The organism is Stenotrophomonas sp. STEN240 (assembly GCF_056756175.1).
In genome coordinates this window covers 1-17805 of sequence record NZ_JBRRBO010000002.1, presented here as the reverse complement: position 1 = coordinate 17805, position 17805 = coordinate 1, and the positions used below count along the sequence as shown (strand labels likewise).

The following is a 17805-nucleotide window of genomic DNA, read 5'->3' as shown; positions in this document are numbered from 1 at the left end:
TTCCAGCTGGGAGGGGTGGGTCAGATCGAGACCTTGCCAGGTCGTTGATAGCCGGGTTCGCGCATGGGGTACTCGGCCAGGGTGGTGTCTTTCTTCGGCGTTCGCCAGTCGCCATAGACGAAGTCGAGATAGGCTTCGGTCTGATGGGGCACATATAGGCTGCGGTCGAGGAACCGCATTTGATCGTAGTCGCGGAAGTGGTGCGCTGGGGCGATGAACTCGGTGCCAAGACCGGTGGTTATCGCGCTGCCATCTTCGAAGACGCGGCGAAGTATTCCGATCTCGAAAGGAATGATGACTTCCGCGTCGGTTTCGTTCTGGAAGGTCAGTACAACCGCTGCGGGACTGCAATCCTGCGTGAAAACTGCAACGTCCACGCAGGTTCCAGGAAGCAACGGAAGCGAGGCTTTGATCGCAGACAGGTTGTCTACGAGGATGTGCAGGTCCTGGTCGACCAGCGTGAAGTCGATGTCGTCATCCCAGGCGATGAAGTCGTTCTCACGCACGGCACCCAGCAAAGTGCCGAAGTCCAGGCACATGCGAAAGCCATACCTTGTCATCGCGTCGTCCATGGCATGGATCAGCCTGACCGCGAAGTGCTTGGTGGTTGCGTCGGAAAAAGGGTGCTTGCCATGGTTGACGGCGAGCATGCTTTTCGGTGGCAATGTGACCTTGTCTGCGGGAATGCCCAGTACCTGCAACTGCGTGGAGATGCTCTTCCACCAACCAGTGGTGATCACCACCAGGTCGTAGTCGAACGTGCTGATCTGCTCCGGCGCCAGAACGGGCAAGCCTCTGATCTGGCTGCCGTGCCGGCTGCTGTCATTGTCGGCAAAGGCCACTACATTCAGTGTGGCGAAGTTTTCGGCGAAACCTTGCCCGACGCGTCCGGCACCAAACAGGACCAGGCGCTTTCCGGCCAATGCTTGCGGGACGACGCTCATGCCTTCACCGCCACGCAGCGCCCGACCATTGCATCTTCGTTGCCATACTTGGCCAAGCCACGTCCTTCTATCTGGTAGCGGACATCAAAGCCTGCTGCGGTCACCGCGGAAAGCACACCCAGATGGTCCAGGTAGCGGCGATAGTGGTCATGACCAAACACCTTGTCACCGGCGGCATCATCCGTGGTTCGATATTCCAGCAGCAGCACACTACCGGCCGGAATCGCCTGCCTGGTCATTGCCAGGAAGGCGTGCTGTTCCTTGGCGTCGATGGCGTGCAGGAAAAATCGCGCATAGACAGCGATCCTGTTCTTGCCAGCAACGAAGCCCTCCACTTCGGCCCGCGCCTTGGATGCACGATTGGCCACGTAGCGCGCATGCCTATGTTGGTTGCGTGCAATGCACAAGGCGATGGCAGTTTCGGCAGCGTCAAGGGCGAGTACCGGGACCCCGTTGCTGGCGAAGAAATGGCTGTCCCTTCCATTGCCGCAGCCAAACTCGACGATTCCGTCGATATCAGACAGCTCATTGATTGCGAATGCTGCGAACTGAGAGGGATAGACGGGCGCCGTTGCGTTGCCACTACGGTAGAAATTGGCCCAATGATCCGCCTTGGCATCGAAGGGCAGGGGATCATTCATGAGCGCTGCGTCGCTAGTTGCCGTGGCGCTGTCGCAGTAGGTAATCATGGCACGGACGCCTTCATCTGGGCAGCCAACTCGTCGGCAGGAAGGAAGGGGTAGAGGTCCTGTAGGGTTCCCGATTCGGGTTTTCCATCCGCGTTGATGCGAGTCATCACGCGCGGGACACGGGGTTCTTCCGGGTAGACCATTACTTCGCACAGCACCGGCCCCGCGCTGTCGAGTACGGCTTGCAACTGTTGTTCCAGTCCGTCATGCGAACTGATGCGGGCATAGGCCACGCCATATGCCTTGGCCAGTTGCTCCAGTTCCGGCAAGCGCATGCCACTGCTGCTGTCCGCGCCAACCAACAACTGGAAGTGCATCTGTTGTGAGGTGCGGATGGAGGCATAGCCTTGGTTGTTGACCACGAAGCACTTGACCGGCAACGCCAGCGCGGCCAGCGTAGCGAGCTCCTGGACGTTCATCTGCAGGCCGCCGTCGCCCTCCACGCAGATGGTCCGGGTACGTCCGGATGCCATGCAGGCGCCGATTGCTGCGGGTATGCCGAAGCCCATCGAGCCGGTGCCACGATTGTGGAAGCAGCGCTGGCCCTTCTTCAGACGCAGGTTGAGCAGGAACAGTTCGGCGGCAAACCCGGAGCTGCCCGGTGCGATCACATCACCCTCGGCCAGTTGTTGGGAGAGCCGGTCCGTGAAGTAGTACATGCTGACGCCGTTGCTGTCGTCTGCGTGCTCGGCACCCAGCAAGGGGTAGCGGCTGCGCCATTCGGCGATGCGACGATGCCATTGCTGGTAGTCGGGCAGGGTGGCGGTTTGTACTGCAACGTTCAGGGCATGTATGAATGGTTTTGCATCGCTGACGACGGCAACGTCAATCGGCATTTTCAGCTTGGCGATCTCGGCTGCGTCGATATCCACCACGACCTTTCTGGCATTGGGCGCAAAGTTTGCGTGGTTATAGGCGGTGAGCGCCATGTCCAGACGCGAGCCCAGCACGATCAGCAGATCGCAGTTCTGCAACGTGAAGTTCGCCCAGCGCGGTGCAATCGAACCTGGCCGACCGCCATACAGCGGATGATCGTCTTCGATGACATCCATGGCCAACCAGGTTGGCAGCACGGGGATTCCCGCTTGTTCAAACAGATTGCGGAACTCCTCCACAGCGCCCGCCATGCGGATACCGCTGCCGGCGATGAAGGCAGGACGCTGGGCATTGCGCAGGAGTTCGATGGTCTTTGCCACTGGCTCCTGCAGATCCGCCGATGCCGTGATTGGCAATGGCAGTGCGCGACGGAGTTGGGCCGGATCAATCTGCGCGGCCTGTATGTCCAATGGTATGTCCAGCCATACCGGCCCTCGGCGACCGCTCAGCGCCGCTTGCTCGAGTTGGTCGAACACCTCGGCCGCCGCCAACGGATCGGTCAGGGTCACGGCGTGCTTGGTGATCGGGGCGACGATGGAGACGATGTCTGCCTCCTGCACGCCGAGCATGCGCAGGCCGCTGTCGCCCTTCAGGTCGGCACTCTTGACCTGGCCGGAGATGAAGAACACCGGCGATGAGTCCAGCCATGCACCGAGCACGGCGGTGACTGCATTGGTCGCCCCCGGCCCACAGGTGGTCATGCAGGCGGACGGGCCGCCACGAAGTTTGCTTGCCGCCTCGGCGGCGACGCCAGCGGCCTGCTCGTGCAGGCACAGCACCGGTTCCAATGCCGGATGGCGGCCGAGCGCATCATTAAGATGCATCGCCCCGCCGCCCGGGAGGAAGTAAACCTGCCCGACGCCCAGGTCGGCCAAGCGGCTCATGATGTAATCAGCGACGCGCATTGATGGTTCCGTATCGAGTTGAAGTGCGGCGGGCAGTGATGCCGGTACGCGAGAAAGGCTTGCAGCGTTTGCTGCAGCTCACGCACACGATGCAAGCAATTGGCGTGCCGGTCGCGTTGCAGGGAGGTGGGAAAGGAACTTCAGCGCCGCCCAGAAGCCGGCCCCATGGTCCTTGTGGCCCTGCCACACCTCGGGAATGAAGCTGGCATGTGGATGACGAGTGATTGTTTGCCAGGCGCGTGGCCAATCGATGTCGCCGGTACCCATCAGGACGCCTTCACCATTGGCTCCCTTGGCATCGGCGACATGCAGGTGGGCGGAGTAGGGCAACAGTTGCTCCAGTGCCTGCTGGAAATCCAGATTGAAGTGGAAGCAGGTCATCTGCAGGTGCGAGAGATCCAGGCACAGGCGCAGACCATGTTCGTGCGCTTGTGCAGCCAGCTCGTCGGGCATCATGAAGATGTTCTGGTGACGCTGGCCGCCGAAGTGCCAGGGGAACGGTGGCATGTTCTGCGGGATCAGCTCGGTACCAGCAAAGTCTATGCGCGCGCAGGAGTCATGGAAGCGTTCGTACAGGGCGGCGCGTGTATGTCGTGGGCGCGGCGCATCGGCCGAGAAACCGCCGACATTGCCGATGATCAAGCGTTCCTTTGCATGCGGAAAGAACTCGGCAATCTGCAACGTAGCGTCCACCACCCGCTGCAGATTGTCGATAGAGCGGCGGCGACAGCCAGGGTCGTCGGCAACCAGATCCAGCAGTTCGCTGTTCTCGAACAGCTCCGGTGCGTGGACCACCAAGCGGCGGCATGCGACTTCATCGAGGAACCGCTGCGGTTTCAGGCCCAGGTCGCGATAGGAAAGATGGAATTCAAAAAGATCGGGTTCGATGCGGCGCCGGTAGTCGAGGAAATCGTGGTAACGCACCGGCACACCCCAGGCGATGGGAAGTGAGAACGCCAGGCGCTCTTCACTGCGCGGCGCATCCAGGTCGCTTTCGTACAGGAAGCCCGCTTCGGCGATGTCGCGCATTGCGGTCTTGCCGATCAGCTCGTGCAACCGATACGGGGCCAAGCCCTGGCCGGGACTGGCGACACGCAGCATGTCGGCTGCAAACACTGTACCGGCACGCACGGGCCGAGTAGTGATCACGCTTTTGCCGAGATTTTCCCTGTTGAGTAGTTCGCCCTGGGAAAGGCGCCGTCCCGGTCGTTGCCAGGGCAATGCGGCTTCCAATTGGCGGATGCCTTCGACCAGTTGGCCGAACTCGTTCGGCTCCAGGCTGGCCAGGTGATCCGGACCCTCCATGGCGCGATCCAGGGTGATGTGGCGTTCGACCAGTTTTGCCCCGAGTGCGACGGCCCCCAAGGTAATCGCGGTACCGCGCTCGTGACCGGAGTAACCGACCAGTCCGTGCAACTGCTTCAGACGCCCCATGTAGCCAAGCTGGATGTCGGATTCCGGGGCCGGGTAGGCGCTGTTGCAATGGAGCAAGGCGAAAGGCGCCCTGAGCTCGCGCAGTTGCTTGATGGTGCGGATGATCTCGTGTTCGTGTGACATGCCGGTGGAGAGAATCAGCGGCTTGCCCAGGCTTGCAGCTTTGGCAATCAGATACGGGTTGCAGAGATCGGCTGATGCGATCTTCACCGCCGCCACGTCGAAGCTGGCCAGCGCATCCACGCTGGGCTCGTCCCACGGGGTACAGAGGTAGGTGATGTTCTTCTGGCGGCAGTAAGCGCGCAGCTGCCGGTGCTCGTCCAGGCTCAGTTCGACCTTGTCCAGCAGATCCTGCAGATACTCGACACCCAGGTCTTCCGCGCGCGATCCATCCGCCTGACGACGGTACAGTGCTTGCCGGTCGCGCAGCTGGAACTTGACCGCATCGACGCCGGCAGCGATGGATGCATCGATCAGGCGCTTGGCCAGTTCTACGGAGCCGTTGTGGTTGTTGCCGATCTCGGCGATGACGAACACCCGCTCGCCGCCGAGCGCGAAGCCATTCAGCTCAATGGTGCTCGAGCGTCGGGTATGGACACTGAGCAGCCGTCCAAGGCGATCCAGCACCGGTATCGCGCCATAGCCGAGGTTGAAGGCATCGGCCAGCGCATCGCGGTCGGCATCATCACTGACGGAATGGAAGGCCTGGTTCATGCAGGCGGTGACGGCTTGGCTGGTCTGCCCGCCGTTGAGCAGGTAGCGGCGGATATCGCCATCGGTAACGACGCCAAGCACGCGTTGTTGCCCGTCGATGACGAACACGGTCTTCAATGCGTCAGCCTCGTGCAGCTTGATCGCATCGAGGATGCTGCTGTCGGGTAAGAGGCTCAGTTTCTGCGCAAGTTGGTTCATGCGTCGGCTCCGACGGCAGCTCGTGGGCGCGTGCGCGCGGTCCGCAGTCCGTCTTCGATGCAAGCGGCTGCGTATTCCAGTTGGTCTTCACTCAGGCCCGGCCACAGGCCGATCCAGAAGGTGTCTTTCATGACCTTGTCGGTTACCGGCAGCTCACCGCTGACCCGGTAGTTCTGGCCCTGCATATAGGGCTGGCGGGTCAGGTTGCCGGCAAACAGCAGGCGGGTGCCGATCTTGTGGCTGTCCAGGTGGCGCAACAGGTCTTCGCGCAGCACGCCGCTGCCATCACGCAGGGTGATCGGGAAGCCGAACCAAGAGGGGTCGCTGCCGGGCGTTGCATGCGGAAGAATCAACTGTTCGGTGCTGCCGGAAAGGCGCTGGTGCAGCCAGGCAAAGTTGCGCTTGCGGGCAGCAATGAAGCCTTCCAGGCGGTCCATCTGTGCCAGTGCACAGGCGGCCTGCATGTCGGTGATCTTCAGGTTGTAGCCCAGGTGCGAATAGGTGTACTTGTGGTCGTAGCCTTCAGGCAGACCGCCCAGTTGCCAGTCGAAGCGCTGGCCACAGGTATTGTCGGTGCCGGGCCCGCAATAGCAGTCGCGGCCCCAGTCGCGGAAGGATTCGATGATGCGCTTCAGGCGCGGCGAACCGGTGAATACCGCACCGCCTTCGCCCATGGTGATGTGATGGGCCGGATAGAAGCTCAGCGTGCCGATATCGCCGAAGCTGCCCACCAGCTTGCCGTTATAGGTTGAACCCAACGCATCGCAGCAATCCTCGATCAGCCACAGCCCGTAACGGTCGCACAGCTCGCGCACGACGGCCAGGTTGAACGGGTTGCCCAGCGTGTGCGCGAGCATGATGGCGCGGGTACGCGGGGTGATCGCCGCTTCGATCAGCGCGGCGTTTACGTTGTAGGTGCCCAGCTCGACATCGACGAATACCGGCACCGCACCGCATTGCAGAATTGGATTGACGGTGGTCGGGAAACCGGCGGCGACGCCGATCACCTCATCGCCCTTGCCGATGGCGCGTTCGCCAAGGCGGGGCGAGGTCAACGCCGAGAACGCCAGCAGGTTGGCGGAAGAACCCGAGTTGGTGGTGAGTACGTTGCGGATGCCGAGGTAACGCGACAGCTTCTTCTCGAAGGCATCGTTGAAACGTCCGGTGGTCAGCCAGCCATCCAGCACCGCCTCCATCATCGATTTCAACTCGGTGGCGCCGATGACCTTGCCGGACGGCGCCACCGTGCTGCTGCCGGGGACAAAGGCAGGCGTGGCGAGATGACGGTCGGCGTATTGCCCGACCAGTTCGGCTATCTGATGGCGCAGCTGGAGTTCGTCGTGGTTCATCGCGTGCTGTTCTGGAAATCTTCGATCTGGGTGAGGGTGTGACGCTGCATGTCTTCGCCGGCCAGCCATGCCTGGTGCCAGCGCACGGTTTGTGCCAGTGCCTGTGGCAGCGACCATCGTGGTTTCCATGCAAGCAAGTGCCGTGCCTTGGCCGAATCCAGGGACAGCAAGCCGGCTTCGTGCGGTTGCGGCGTGGCGTCGATCTGCCACTGCGGCTTGCCCGGCCACAGCTGCGCCAACTGCGCGACGACGGCACCGACACTGGCGACATCGGCAGCATCCGGGCCGAAATTCCAGGCGGAATCCGCGCCTTGTTGGCCGTTCAACAGCGCCTTTGCCAGCAGCAGGTACCCGTGCAGGGATTCGAGCACGTGTTGCCAGGGGCGGGTGGCGCCGGGGTAGCGCAGGGTGACGGGCTGATCCTGTTGCCATTGGCGCAGGATGTCGGGCAGCAGCCGCTCCGGTGACCAGTCGCCGCCGCCGATCACATTGCCGGCGCGTGCGGTGGCCAGGGCCAAGCCCTGCGTCTGCAGGAACGAGGCACGCCAGGAGGCGCACAACAGCTCAACGGCTGCCTTGCTGCTGCTATAGGGATCGTGACCGCCCAGCGCGTCCTGTTCGCGGTAAGGCCAGACCCATTCGCGGTTGTCATAGCACTTGTCGGTGGTGACCACGAGCACGGCGCGAACGCTGTCACATTGGCGCACCGCCTGCAGCAGGTTGAGGGTGCCGGTGACATTGGTCGACCAGGTGTCTGCGGGCGTCCGGTACGACTCCCGTACCAAGGGTTGCGCGGCCAGATGCAGCACCAGCTCGGGTTGCTGCCGCGCCATTGCGGCAGTCAAACGCTCGGCGTCGCGGATGTCGGCCAGTTCAGTGTCGATCAGCGCAGCCAGCCCGGTCGCCTGCCACATCGAATCACCCGCAGGTGCGGGCAGGGCGTAGCCATGAACATCAGCGCCCAGCTGGCGCAGCCACAGCGCCAGCCAAGTGCCCTTGAAGCCGGTGTGGCCGGTGATGAAGACCCGACGCCCGCGCCAGAAATCCGAAGTCACTGCCACAGTTTCCACTCCGCCTTGCCCAGCGACCAACGTTCCTCGAGCAGGGTCTTGTCACGCAGGGTGTCCATCGGCTGCCAGAAGCCGTGATGGAGGAAGGACATCAGCTGACCTTCGTCGGCCAGTTGACGCATCGGCTCCTGCTCCCAGGTAGTCGCATCGCCTTCGATGTAATCGAACACGCCCGGCTCCAGCACGAAGAAGCCACCGTTGATCCAGGCGCCATCGCCCAATGGTTTCTCCTTGAAGCCACATACCTGCGTGCCGGTGATATCCAGCGCGCCAAACCGGCCCGGCGGCTGCACCGCCGTTACCGTGGCCAGGCGGCCGTGCTGGCGGTGGAAGTCGACCAGACTGGAAATGTCGATGTCGGCCACGCCGTCGCCGTAGGTCAGGCAGAACGTGTCGCTGCCCAGATAATCGCGCGCACGTTTCAGGCGGCCACCGGTGGAAGTGCTGTCACCGGTATCCACCAGCGTCACCCGCCACGGCTCGGCGTTGCGGTTGTGGATCTGCATGCGGTTTTCGGCCATGTCGAAGGTGACGTCGGACATGTGCAGGAAGTAGTTTGCGAAATACTCCTTGATCACATAGCCCTTGTAGCCCAGGCACACGACGAAGTCGGTGATACCGAAATGCGTGTAGAGCTTCATGATGTGCCAGATGATCGGCTTGCCGCCGATTTCGATCATCGGCTTGGGGCGCAGGTGGGACTCCTCGCTGATGCGGGTTCCCAGGCCTCCGGCCAGGATGACGGCTTTCATTCCAGTAACGGCGGGCTTCATGTGCAGTCGGGGCAGCGAACGATGTGACTGAAGCTGCAAGTTTCGTGCCGCAGCGGGGCGGCAACTTCAGTGCGTGCACGCAAGCGTGGGGTAACTGCCCCGGCGTGATCATTTGCCGGCGAAAGCATCGCCGGCCACAGGTTGTTACTGGCTGGCGGTCTCGACCGAATCGCGCTCGATGCCGTACTTGCGTAGCTTTTCAACCAGCGTGGTGCGGCGCAGGCCAAGCAGCTGGGCGGCATGGGCGACCACGCCCTGGGTGCGCTCCAGTGCTTCGTTGATCAGGGTCAGCTCGATGTTGGCCATGTGATCGCGCAGATCCATGCCTTCATTGGGCAGCTGACTGGTGCTATCCGGCGCGGCGATCTGGTTGATCAGGCCTGCAACCGGGTTTGCGGAGGTTTCCATCGCGGCGGGCTGCTTTCCAAACAGCATCGGACGTTCGTCCTCGGCACGGGCAGCCGCCAGGATGGCCTTGTCGCCGCGGTAACGGCTGGGCAGGTCCTGCAGGCGCACGGTGCCGCCCGGATGCAGTACGGCCAGGCGCTCGACCAGATTGGTCAGTTCGCGCACATTGCCGGGCCAGGCATAGCCGGCCAGTGCCTGCAGTGCTTCGGGCGCGAAACGGACTTCGCCACGGCCGGTACGCGAAAGCTGGGCAGCGATGGTTTCGACCAGCTCGGGAAGATCACTGGCGCGCTCGCGCAACGCCGGCACGTCGATCGGGAACACGTTGAGACGATAGAACAGGTCCTCGCGGAACTTGCCGTCGGTGATGCTCGATTCCAGGTTGCGATGGGTGGCGGCGATGACCCGCACATTGCAGCGGATGGTCTGGTTGCCGCCAACGCGCTCGAAGCTGCGTTCCTGCAGCACGCGCAGCAGCTTGACCTGCATCGGCAGGCTCATGTCGCCGATTTCATCGAGCAGCAGGGTGCCACCTTCGGCCATTTCGAAACGGCCCTTGCGGGCGCTCAGCGCACCGGTGAAGGCGCCTTTCTCATGGCCAAACAGTTCGCTTTCCAGCAGGTCGGCCGGGATCGCGCCGCAGTTGATGGCAATGAACGGGCCGTCGCGGCGCGGCGAACGCTGATGGATGGCGCGCGAGACCACTTCCTTGCCCGTGCCGGATTCGCCCAGCACCAGCACGGTGGTGTCGAAATTGGAGACCTGGTCGATCAGTTGGCGCAGCTCGCGTACTGCCGGGCTGTGCCCGGTCGGGCCGCTGTCATCGGTATTGCCTGCCTGGTGCTCGGCATCGAGCCGCTTCAGGCTGGCGCGCCGCAGCAGGGCTTCCATCTGCGCATGGCGCATCGGCTGTTCCAGCGGCCATACATTGGCTTCGTGCAGGCCATAGTGGCGTGAGAACGCCAGCGGGTCGCCTTCGGCCAGCAGGATCGGCGGCGGCAAAGACGTACTTGCCAGCCAGGTGAAGAAACCGGCAGCGCGGTCGGCATCTTCAAGTGCGCCGACCACCACCGCCATCCAGTCGTTGCTGCGGTGGCGGCTGACGTCGATGTCCTGTGCGTCGCTGACCCAGCGCGGGTTGAAGTCCATGAACTCCAACAGCGCCAGCGTGCGCTCGGCGCGCACACCGTCGGCGTCGATCACCAGAATGCGTGACTCACTCATTTTCCTGCACCTTGAGACTTTCCAGGATGGGCATGACTTCCTGGATGTAAGACAGCTTGCTGACAAAGTTGTCAGCACCGGCGCGCAACGCGTGTTCGCGATGCTCGGCGTCATCAAAATGGCTGGCGATGACGATGTAGGGGGGCTGGTCCTGGGTCTTGATCAGGCGCGTCGCCTGCAGGCCGCCCATTTCCGGCATGGCCAGATCCATCAGCACCACCTGCGGACGCAGGGCTTCGGAACGCTCGATCGCTTCCAGGCCGTTGGCGGCACTGCCGACCACTTCCAGCCAGTCGATCTTGCGGAAATGGCGCATGGCGGCGTTGATGAAACCTTCATGGTCGTCGACCAGCACTACGGTGAGCTTGTTCATGGGAATCCTTGGTCTCAGCCCACACGGGCCAGCTGGGGCTTGCTGCTCTGGCGGCGACGTTCGCGTGCCGGGGCGATATCAAGCTGTTCGCGGTATTTTGCGACGGTCCGGCGTGCAATGTTCACTCCCTGACGTGACAGCAGGCCGGCAATGGCCTCGTCGGCGAGCGGGCGGGCGGGCGGTTCGGCGTCGATCAGGCGCTTGACCATTGCCTTGACGGCCTGGCCGGAGACACTGGCGCCTTCCAGGCGAACGGCGAAGAAGTGCTTCAATTCAAAGGTGCCGCGCGGGGTCTGCAGGTACTTGCCCGAGGTGATCCGCGAGACCGTGGATTCGTGCATGCCGATCAGGTCGGCGACTTCCTTCAGGGTCAATGGCGCCATGCATTCATCGCCATTGACCAGAAACGCGGCCTGGCGCTCGACGATGACCCGCGCGGTGCGCAGCAGGGTGTCGTAGCGCATCGACAGGCCACGGGTCAGCCAGCGTGCTTCCTGCAGCATTTCGCGCAGCGGCTGGGCCGACTCACCACTGCTGTCGGCGACAACCCGCTCATAACTGCTGTTGATCGCCAGGCGCGGGGTGGTTGCCGGGTTCAGCGCTACCCGCCACTGGCCGTCGGCGTGCCAGGCCACCACGTCGGGGATGACGCTGGCTTCCTGCTGCGGCAGCAGGGTTTCGCCCGGCCGTGGCTGCAGCGACAGAATCAGGCGGAAGGCTTCGTGTATATCGGCGACTTCCGCGTCCAGGGCCAGCGCCAGCGCCGCATAGTCATGGTTTGCCAGCAGTTGCATGTCGGCATCGAGCAGGCGGCAGGCCAGGTGGCGTGCGGGCACCCGGCCGGGCAGGGCAGTGAGCTGTGCCAGCAGGCACTCATGCAGGTTCACGGCAGCCATGCCGGCAGGCTCGCCCTGCAACAGGCGCTGGCGGATGGCTTCGATATCTGCGCCCGTCCGATCAAGGCGGGCACTGGCCAGCTGGGTCAGCTGCGCCAGCGGAGCCTGCAGGTAACCTGCCTCGTCGCAGTGTTCCAACCAGAAAGCGGCGACGGCCAGATCGGCCTCGTCCAGTTCCAGCGCCAGTGCGTTGAGGACGCGCAGCTGCGGATCGGTGGACTCGCCGGCGGCCACGCGGGCCATGCGGTCCTCGTCGGCGGCATTCCAACTGGCGCCGGGGACATCCCACAGGTTGCTTTCGGGAAGTTCGTCGAATGCAGCGGTGTCGGCCTGAGCGTCATCAGCGGCAACGGCCGCTGGCGCTTCTTCAGCCAGCTCCTGCAGTTCCAGCAACGGGTTGTTCTCCAGCGCCTGACGTACTTCCAGCTCCAACTGCATGCCATTGAGCTGCAGCAGGCGAATCGACTGCAGCAGGGCAGGGGTGAGGTGGAGTTGTTGTCCCAGCTGGGTAGACAGTGAAGCTTTCATGCAGGTTCCCGTTGCGCCCGGTTGATGGCCGCGTTGTGGAACGCATCTTGCGTGCTTCATGTCGGGACGGTAATAGGTGTCGACCTGATAGCTGTCGTAATCCCCCCTACCTCATGTAGGTGTAACCCCTACATTGCGTCGGTAAATTGGCGCGCCAATGCCGGTGCTGTGATGCAACTTGTTGATTTCACTGCATCCGTCAAGTCAGGTGACGGGTTTCGGTTTCCGTGACGCAGATTCACTTTGTCCGGACTACTGACATCAACCGAGCTCGTTTTCGTGGCGTACGGCCATCAGAAGCAGGTCATTGGCGCGGCGGCAGCCCAGGGATTCCATCATCCGCGCCCGATGGGTTTCCACGGTCTTGATGCTGATGCCCAGGTCCGCGGCGATTTCCTTGGTGGTCTGGCCGGTGCCCAGACGCCGCAGGATCTGCTTCTGTCGCGGCGACAGAGCGCCGATGCCGGTAGCGCGCTCCTTGTTCATCAACGGCGCCAGCATCTTTGCCGAGATCTGCGGGCTCAGGAAAACCTGCCCGGCATGCGCGGCGCGCAGGGCCAGTTCCAGTTCCGCCGGAGCCGCATCCTTGACCAGAAAGCCAACCGCACCACGATCAAGTGCATCTCGCACATGGGCGGCGTCATCGTGCATGGACATCATCACCGCACGCGCATGCGGCAAGCGCTGGCGGATGTCCGTCAGTGCCTCCAGGCCGGAACGGCCGGGCAGGGAGAGATCAAGCAAAATCAGGTCTGGCACATGAAAAAGCGCCATTTCCAATGCCTGTTCGGCATTGCTGGCTTCGGCCACCACTTGGATTCCGTCAAATGTCTGCAGCAGCCGGGTAAGCCCAGCACGAACCAAGGTGTGGTCGTCGACAATAAGAACGCGCACGGGAGACCGGGTCATATCAGAAGGCTGCACCTTAGCGGAGCGGGGGCGCAGGCGCCAGCGCAGCACCATGCAATCTGCTCACCGGTTACGGCGACTATCGGCGATCTGCTTGCGGTGCAGGCGGAACAGGTGGCGCTCAACGGCAGCCAGCAAGGCCTCGTTCTGGGCGTCCAGGCGGAGCCACAACTGCGGGCCAGCGGCGGTGGTTGCTTCGGCCAGCACCACGACGGGCAGCTCGATCAGGTCAGGCAGCCACTCGGCCGGCTGCAAACGGACCACACCCTTGGTTCCTGCCGCGTAACCGGCAAGCTGCTCACGCTGCAGGCGCAGACCATGCCGTGACCAGCGCAGCGCTGCAGCCGTTGCAGCAGGTGCGTCGCGTTGCAGCAGGCGCCCAAGAAGGACCAGGGTGAGATCCAGCCGTGCTTCCAGTCGCTGCAGTTGCAGGCTGTTGTCGTTGCGCTCGTCGCTGCCGTCATCCGCATTGCGTGCGTCTTCGACCAGCGCGATGCTGCGCAGGAGCATCTCGGTACTGCCCGGGCGCTGCAGCGTAGCGCCGGCCTGGAATTCCACCGGCAGCGACAACTCGCAACTGAGCGTGTCGTCGAACAGCTCGGCTTCTGCGGGGTGGTCGATGCCGGTGCTGTTCATGCCAGGCTTCCAGCCTGTAGATAGGCACTGGCCACGCGGGTGGACTGACGTTCGGCGCGCAGGTGTGCGGCCGCCTCGTCGCGCAGTTCGCGCATCCGCCCGGTCAGGCTGTGCTGTTGTTCCAGCAGGTGCTGCAGAGCGTCTGCCGCACCCGCTGCGCCGTTGTCCTGGATATAGCCGCGCAGGCGCTGATCATGCGCGGCAACAATCTGTTCGGCGCGATCGTGATCTTCGGCGTCGATGGCGTTCTTCAAGGCATCCAGATCTGCGTGCAGGGCATCCAGGGCCTGGCTGGCGGCAGTGGACATCACCGTGCCCCGGCGGCGTTTGGCATGCCGCGTTGCTCGGCGGGGATGGCGTTCCAGGCGGATTCGATCTCGGTCATCAGCGACAAGGACTCCTGCAGGGCATTGACGTCGTTGTTGAGGTTACCCTCGGTCAGGCGGTGCAGTACATATTCGTATAGCGCCGACAGATTACCGGCCACATCACCACCGGCCTCATGGTCCAGCGAACCGTTGAGGTGGCCAATGATGGCGCAGGCCTCGCCGATGGCCTTGCCCTTCAAGGCCTGGTCGCCGCTAGCCAGACAGGCTTCGGCACGCCGGATGCGCTCGCCGGCGCCTTCAAGCAGCAGCGCAACCAGACGATGGGGGTCCGCATCGATGGCACGGCTGGAAACGCCGACCTTGCGGTACTGCTCGGCATAGTGGCGGTTGGCACCGTACATGTGGATGGGACTCCTTTGATTCAGCCCTTACGCGAGTGGCTCGTCGCAGCGGCAGGTGGTGGTTGGTGGATGAGTGTCGCTGCGCCCGCAGGGCGCGGTTGTCAGGATTTGGAGGCCAACTGCTGGCTGAGGTAGTTGCTGGTGCTCTGCATCCCCGCGACCAGCTTGTCCATCGCCGTGAACTGTTTGGTGTAGCGCTCGGAAACCTTTTCCATGCGCGCATCCAGCGCATCCAGGTCCTTCTCGAGCTTCTTGATCTGCTTGTTGAGCGAATCGGTGCGCTGGGTCAGGGTGCCGGTGCTGTCCAGGTTGCTCTTGAGCATGCTGGTCATGCCACTGGACAGGTTTCCTTTGCTGCCCAGCAGGGCTTCGGCTGCGCCGGGATTTTCGGCGACGGTCTTGTCGAAGGTGGTAGCGCTGAAGCTGAGCGAGCCGTCCTTGTTGATCGCAACACCAAGCGCCTTCAGATCGACGACGTTGGCACTGAGCTGGCTGCGCATCTGCTGCTGCAGGCCGCGGATCATCGAGTCGCCGGTCAGCGTGGACGCCCTGTCATTCTTGGCGTCATAGCTGGTGGCACTTTTCAGCATGCTGTTGGTCGCGTTGTAGGCACTGATGAATGCCTGCAGGTTGATCTTCAGCGGCGAGTTGTCCTGGGCCACGGTCAGCGTGCGGGTGGTACCTACCTCGGCCTTGCTAAGGTTGAGGGTGATACCGGGAATGATGTCGGTGATCGAATTGCTGCTGGACTCGCGTTCGAAGCCGTCAACCCGGACCTTGGCGTTGGTGGCCGCCGTAGTCTGTGCCATGCCACCTGCAGCGCCGTCCCAGGTCAGTGCGGACAGGCCGCCGTTGCCGCCGCTGGTGGTTACCTTCAGTGCACCTTCGGTGCCGGCGTTGACGGCATTCATTACCAGATGCTGGCCGTCGCTGGCGGTGATGATGGTGGCGTTGACGCCTTTGCCGTTGGCCGCCTTGTTGATGGCTGCGGCGATTTCGGTCAGCGTCGAGCCTTCGGCGATATCGACATCCAGCGTCTTGTCGCCCCAGGCTACCGTCAAGGTTCCGTCGCCTACTGACGCATCGGCGGCGAACGCGCCGGAACTGAGCTTCTGGGTGGTCGCCAGGCTCAGCACTTCGACGTTGTAAGTGCCTGCGGTTGCCAGGGTTTTGCCGGAGCTGGCATCGGTGATGATGCTGGTGCTGAAACCCGAACCCTCTGGCACCGTGGCCTTGTAGGAACGGATGTCCGCGCTCTTGACCATCGCCTCCAACGAGGATTGCAGGCCACTCAACGAGCTCTTGATGTTGCCCAGCGCAGACAGCTTGGCCGTGGCCGCGGTGCCCTGCGAATTGATCCGGTTGTCAGCCGGCTTGCGCTCGGCAGCGACCAGCTTGGCAACGATGGTCGGGATGTCGAGGCCGGAGCCGACAGCAGCGAGAGAGGAGGTGGCCATTGTGTTTCCTTGTTCTAGGCGGAAGGACGCCTGTGCAGCTATCCCTTGTATCGGCACGCCTGCCCAGCAACTTTAGGCAGACGGCGACGGTTGCCGTGCACACCATGCAAGCGGCGTGCCTTGATCGGCGTCGCCTGGGCCGCGCCCGCTGCAAACGCGAAACCCCCGCCAGCTGGCGGGGGTTCCGGAAACGTCACTGGTAGCGCCGATCCACCGGCGCCGCAGTGTGATTAGCGCAGCAGGCTCATCACGTTCTGGGTGGAGCTGTTGGCCTGCGAGAGCATGGCGGTACCGGCCTGCTGCAGGATCTGGTTGCGGGTCAGCTCGGCGGTTTCCTTGGCGTAGTCAGCGTCACGGATGCGGCTACGCGAGGCGGACAGGTTTTCCGAGGTGGTCGACAGGTTGGAGATGGTGGAGCTGAAGCGGTTCTGGATCGCACCCATGTCGGCACGCGAGCTGTTGACGGAGGTCAGTGCCTTGTCAACGATTTCCAGGGCCTGCTGCGAACCGGCGACGCTGGAGATGTCCAGGTCCTTCAGGAACTTGGTGCCGGCGCCAGCATTGGCGGCGACGGTGCCTGCGGCGATGCCGGTGCCCGAATAGGCCAGGCCGGTGGCAGCGGTCTGCGTTGCATCGGTGAAGGTGAAGTCCTTGCCGGCCTTGACCGAGGTCATGCTCAGCTTGCCGGTGCTGTCCAGCGATGCATACACGCCCGACTGGTCCATCTTCTCATTGATCGCGGCAGCAACCTTCTTGCTGACGTCTGCACCCGTGTCGCCGACAGCAACCTTGACGGTTTCGATGGCGATGCCGTTGACGCTCATGCCGCCGATGGAGCCGGCTGCGGTGGCAGCGCCCGAGGCCAGTGCTGCGGTCGAGGTCGAGGTCGCGGCGAAGCCTGCACGGCCCAGCGCGTCGATGTTGGAGTCGACAATGCTGTTGATGCCGATGGTCTGGCCCGAGTCAGCGCCAACCTGGAACAGCGCGCCGGAGAAGCTGCCGTCCAGCAACTTGGTGCCGTTGAAGCTGGTCTGGTTGGAGACGCGGTCGATTTCCTTCAGCAGCTGGTTGACTTCCGAGTTCAGCGCTTCGCGGTCGGTCGAGGAGTTGGTGGCGTTCGAGGACTGCACAGCCAGCTCGCGGATACGCTGCAGGTTGTTGCCGATTTCGACCATCGCGCCTTCCGCGGTCTGGGCCAGCGAGATGCCGTCGTTGGCGTTGCGGGTAGCAACGTCCAGGCCGCGGATCTGGGTGGTGAAGCGCTCGGAGATGGCCAGACCGGCGGCGTCGTCCTTGGCGCTGTTGATGCGCAGGCCCGACGACAGGCGCTGGATCGAGGTGGCCAGGCTGCTGCCGCTCGTGTTCAGGTTGCGCTGAGCATTGAGCGACATGATGTTGGTGTTGATTACTTGTGCCATGGTTTCGGATTCCTTTTTGTCGTTTGATCCGGCAGCTCAACCTGACCGGTACTGAGTGCAGTGGGAGGTGCCGTTGGGGCCGCAGTACCGCTGCTGATATCAATAACGGCAGCACCCTCCCGCGCTTTAGGGCTGCTGTAGGTTCGGATTGACAAAAATCGCTGTCCAACGGCGAGCGGGCCTTGGACAAGCATGTGGGAGCGGGGGCCGCCCCGAAGCAGGGGGGTGTTAACCCCCCCCCAAAAAAAGCAAAACCCAACTCAACATAGCGGCG

Annotated in this window: 16 protein-coding genes; all 16 read right to left on the bottom strand. The window is 63.0% G+C overall.

Annotated elements, in window-relative coordinates:
- Window positions 1-20 precede the first annotated feature (20 nt).
- The 16 genes from ACVOKO_RS01205 to ACVOKO_RS01130 all read right to left on the bottom strand — a co-directional run bounded on the left by ACVOKO_RS01205 (window position 21) and on the right by ACVOKO_RS01130 (window position 17531).
- The gene (locus ACVOKO_RS01205) at window positions 21-944 is read right to left on the bottom strand and encodes a nucleoside-diphosphate sugar epimerase/dehydratase (RefSeq protein ID WP_346496493.1); all 924 of its coding nucleotides are present in this window, start codon (window positions 942-944) and stop codon (window positions 21-23) included.
- On the bottom strand, window positions 941-1633 hold the full coding sequence (locus tag ACVOKO_RS01200) for a class I SAM-dependent methyltransferase (protein ID WP_346496491.1): 693 nt from the start codon (window positions 1631-1633) through the stop codon (window positions 941-943). Before ACVOKO_RS01200 ends, ACVOKO_RS01205 begins: the two co-directional genes overlap by 4 nt.
- Window positions 1630-3414: a thiamine pyrophosphate-binding protein gene (locus ACVOKO_RS01195; protein ID WP_346496489.1), complete on the bottom strand. Its 1785-nt coding sequence runs from the start codon at window positions 3412-3414 to the stop codon at window positions 1630-1632. The genes ACVOKO_RS01200 and ACVOKO_RS01195 overlap by 4 nt, the downstream gene beginning before the upstream one ends.
- A gap of 78 nt (window positions 3415-3492) precedes the next feature.
- Entirely contained in the window at window positions 3493-5760 is a 2268-nt protein-coding gene (locus tag ACVOKO_RS01190; RefSeq protein WP_346496487.1) for an N-acetylneuraminate synthase family protein, read from the bottom strand.
- Window positions 5757-7109 (bottom strand): lipopolysaccharide biosynthesis protein RfbH, encoded by a 1353-nt coding sequence (gene rfbH, locus ACVOKO_RS01185; protein WP_346496485.1) that lies wholly within the window; start codon window positions 7107-7109, stop codon window positions 5757-5759. Before rfbH ends, ACVOKO_RS01190 begins: the two co-directional genes overlap by 4 nt.
- Entirely contained in the window at window positions 7106-8164 is a 1059-nt protein-coding gene (gene rfbG, locus ACVOKO_RS01180) for a CDP-glucose 4,6-dehydratase (RefSeq protein WP_346496483.1), read from the bottom strand. Before rfbG ends, rfbH begins: the two co-directional genes overlap by 4 nt.
- Complete coding sequence (gene rfbF, locus ACVOKO_RS01175; RefSeq protein ID WP_346496482.1) at window positions 8161-8931, bottom strand: glucose-1-phosphate cytidylyltransferase; 771 nt, start codon at window positions 8929-8931, stop codon at window positions 8161-8163. The genes rfbG and rfbF overlap by 4 nt, the downstream gene beginning before the upstream one ends.
- A 165-nt stretch (window positions 8932-9096) precedes the next feature.
- Window positions 9097-10584, bottom strand: a complete 1488-nt coding sequence (locus ACVOKO_RS01170) for a sigma-54 dependent transcriptional regulator (protein WP_346496481.1) — start codon at window positions 10582-10584, stop codon at window positions 9097-9099.
- On the bottom strand, window positions 10577-10957 hold the full coding sequence (locus tag ACVOKO_RS01165; RefSeq protein ID WP_346496479.1) for a response regulator: 381 nt from the start codon (window positions 10955-10957) through the stop codon (window positions 10577-10579). The genes ACVOKO_RS01170 and ACVOKO_RS01165 overlap by 8 nt, the downstream gene beginning before the upstream one ends.
- Window positions 10958-10971: 14 nt before the next feature.
- Complete coding sequence (rpoN, locus tag ACVOKO_RS01160) at window positions 10972-12381, bottom strand: RNA polymerase factor sigma-54 (protein WP_346496477.1); 1410 nt, start codon at window positions 12379-12381, stop codon at window positions 10972-10974.
- Window positions 12382-12642: 261 nt separating this feature from the next.
- Window positions 12643-13275, bottom strand: coding sequence for a response regulator (locus ACVOKO_RS01155; RefSeq protein WP_346496752.1), 633 nt, complete (start codon window positions 13273-13275; stop codon window positions 12643-12645).
- Between the two features lie 78 nt (window positions 13276-13353).
- Entirely contained in the window at window positions 13354-13926 is a 573-nt protein-coding gene (locus tag ACVOKO_RS01150) for a PilZ domain-containing protein (protein ID WP_346496475.1), read from the bottom strand.
- On the bottom strand, window positions 13923-14234 hold the full coding sequence (locus tag ACVOKO_RS01145; RefSeq protein ID WP_346496473.1) for a hypothetical protein: 312 nt from the start codon (window positions 14232-14234) through the stop codon (window positions 13923-13925). Before ACVOKO_RS01145 ends, ACVOKO_RS01150 begins: the two co-directional genes overlap by 4 nt.
- Window positions 14234-14656, bottom strand: a complete 423-nt coding sequence (fliS, locus tag ACVOKO_RS01140) for a flagellar export chaperone FliS (protein ID WP_346496471.1) — start codon at window positions 14654-14656, stop codon at window positions 14234-14236. Before fliS ends, ACVOKO_RS01145 begins: the two co-directional genes overlap by 1 nt.
- 101 nt (window positions 14657-14757) lie before the next feature.
- Complete coding sequence (fliD, locus tag ACVOKO_RS01135) at window positions 14758-16113, bottom strand: flagellar filament capping protein FliD (RefSeq protein WP_346496469.1); 1356 nt, start codon at window positions 16111-16113, stop codon at window positions 14758-14760.
- A gap of 230 nt (window positions 16114-16343) precedes the next feature.
- Entirely contained in the window at window positions 16344-17531 is a 1188-nt protein-coding gene (locus ACVOKO_RS01130) for a flagellin (RefSeq protein ID WP_346496467.1), read from the bottom strand.
- Between the last annotated feature and the right edge of the window lie 274 nt (window positions 17532-17805).

Coding starts and splice junctions, on each gene's coding strand:
- fliD (WP_346496469.1), bottom strand. CDS start 16,113: ATGGCCACCTCCTCTCTCGCTGCTGTCGGCTCCGGCCTCGACATCCCG.
- rfbH (WP_346496485.1), bottom strand. CDS start 7,109: ATGAACCACGACGAACTCCAGCTGCGCCATCAGATAGCCGAACTGGTC.
- ACVOKO_RS01190 (WP_346496487.1), bottom strand. CDS start 5,760: ATGAACCAACTTGCGCAGAAACTGAGCCTCTTACCCGACAGCAGCATC.
- ACVOKO_RS01200 (WP_346496491.1), bottom strand. CDS start 1,633: ATGATTACCTACTGCGACAGCGCCACGGCAACTAGCGACGCAGCGCTC.
- ACVOKO_RS01195 (WP_346496489.1), bottom strand. CDS start 3,414: ATGCGCGTCGCTGATTACATCATGAGCCGCTTGGCCGACCTGGGCGTC.
- ACVOKO_RS01165 (WP_346496479.1), bottom strand. CDS start 10,957: ATGAACAAGCTCACCGTAGTGCTGGTCGACGACCATGAAGGTTTCATC.
- ACVOKO_RS01130 (WP_346496467.1), bottom strand. CDS start 17,531: ATGGCACAAGTAATCAACACCAACATCATGTCGCTCAATGCTCAGCGC.
- ACVOKO_RS01205 (WP_346496493.1), bottom strand. CDS start 944: ATGAGCGTCGTCCCGCAAGCATTGGCCGGAAAGCGCCTGGTCCTGTTT.
- ACVOKO_RS01170 (WP_346496481.1), bottom strand. CDS start 10,584: ATGAGTGAGTCACGCATTCTGGTGATCGACGCCGACGGTGTGCGCGCC.
- rpoN (WP_346496477.1), bottom strand. CDS start 12,381: ATGAAAGCTTCACTGTCTACCCAGCTGGGACAACAACTCCACCTCACC.
- fliS (WP_346496471.1), bottom strand. CDS start 14,656: ATGTACGGTGCCAACCGCCACTATGCCGAGCAGTACCGCAAGGTCGGC.
- ACVOKO_RS01145 (WP_346496473.1), bottom strand. CDS start 14,234: ATGTCCACTGCCGCCAGCCAGGCCCTGGATGCCCTGCACGCAGATCTG.
- ACVOKO_RS01150 (WP_346496475.1), bottom strand. CDS start 13,926: ATGAACAGCACCGGCATCGACCACCCCGCAGAAGCCGAGCTGTTCGAC.
- rfbF (WP_346496482.1), bottom strand. CDS start 8,931: ATGAAAGCCGTCATCCTGGCCGGAGGCCTGGGAACCCGCATCAGCGAG.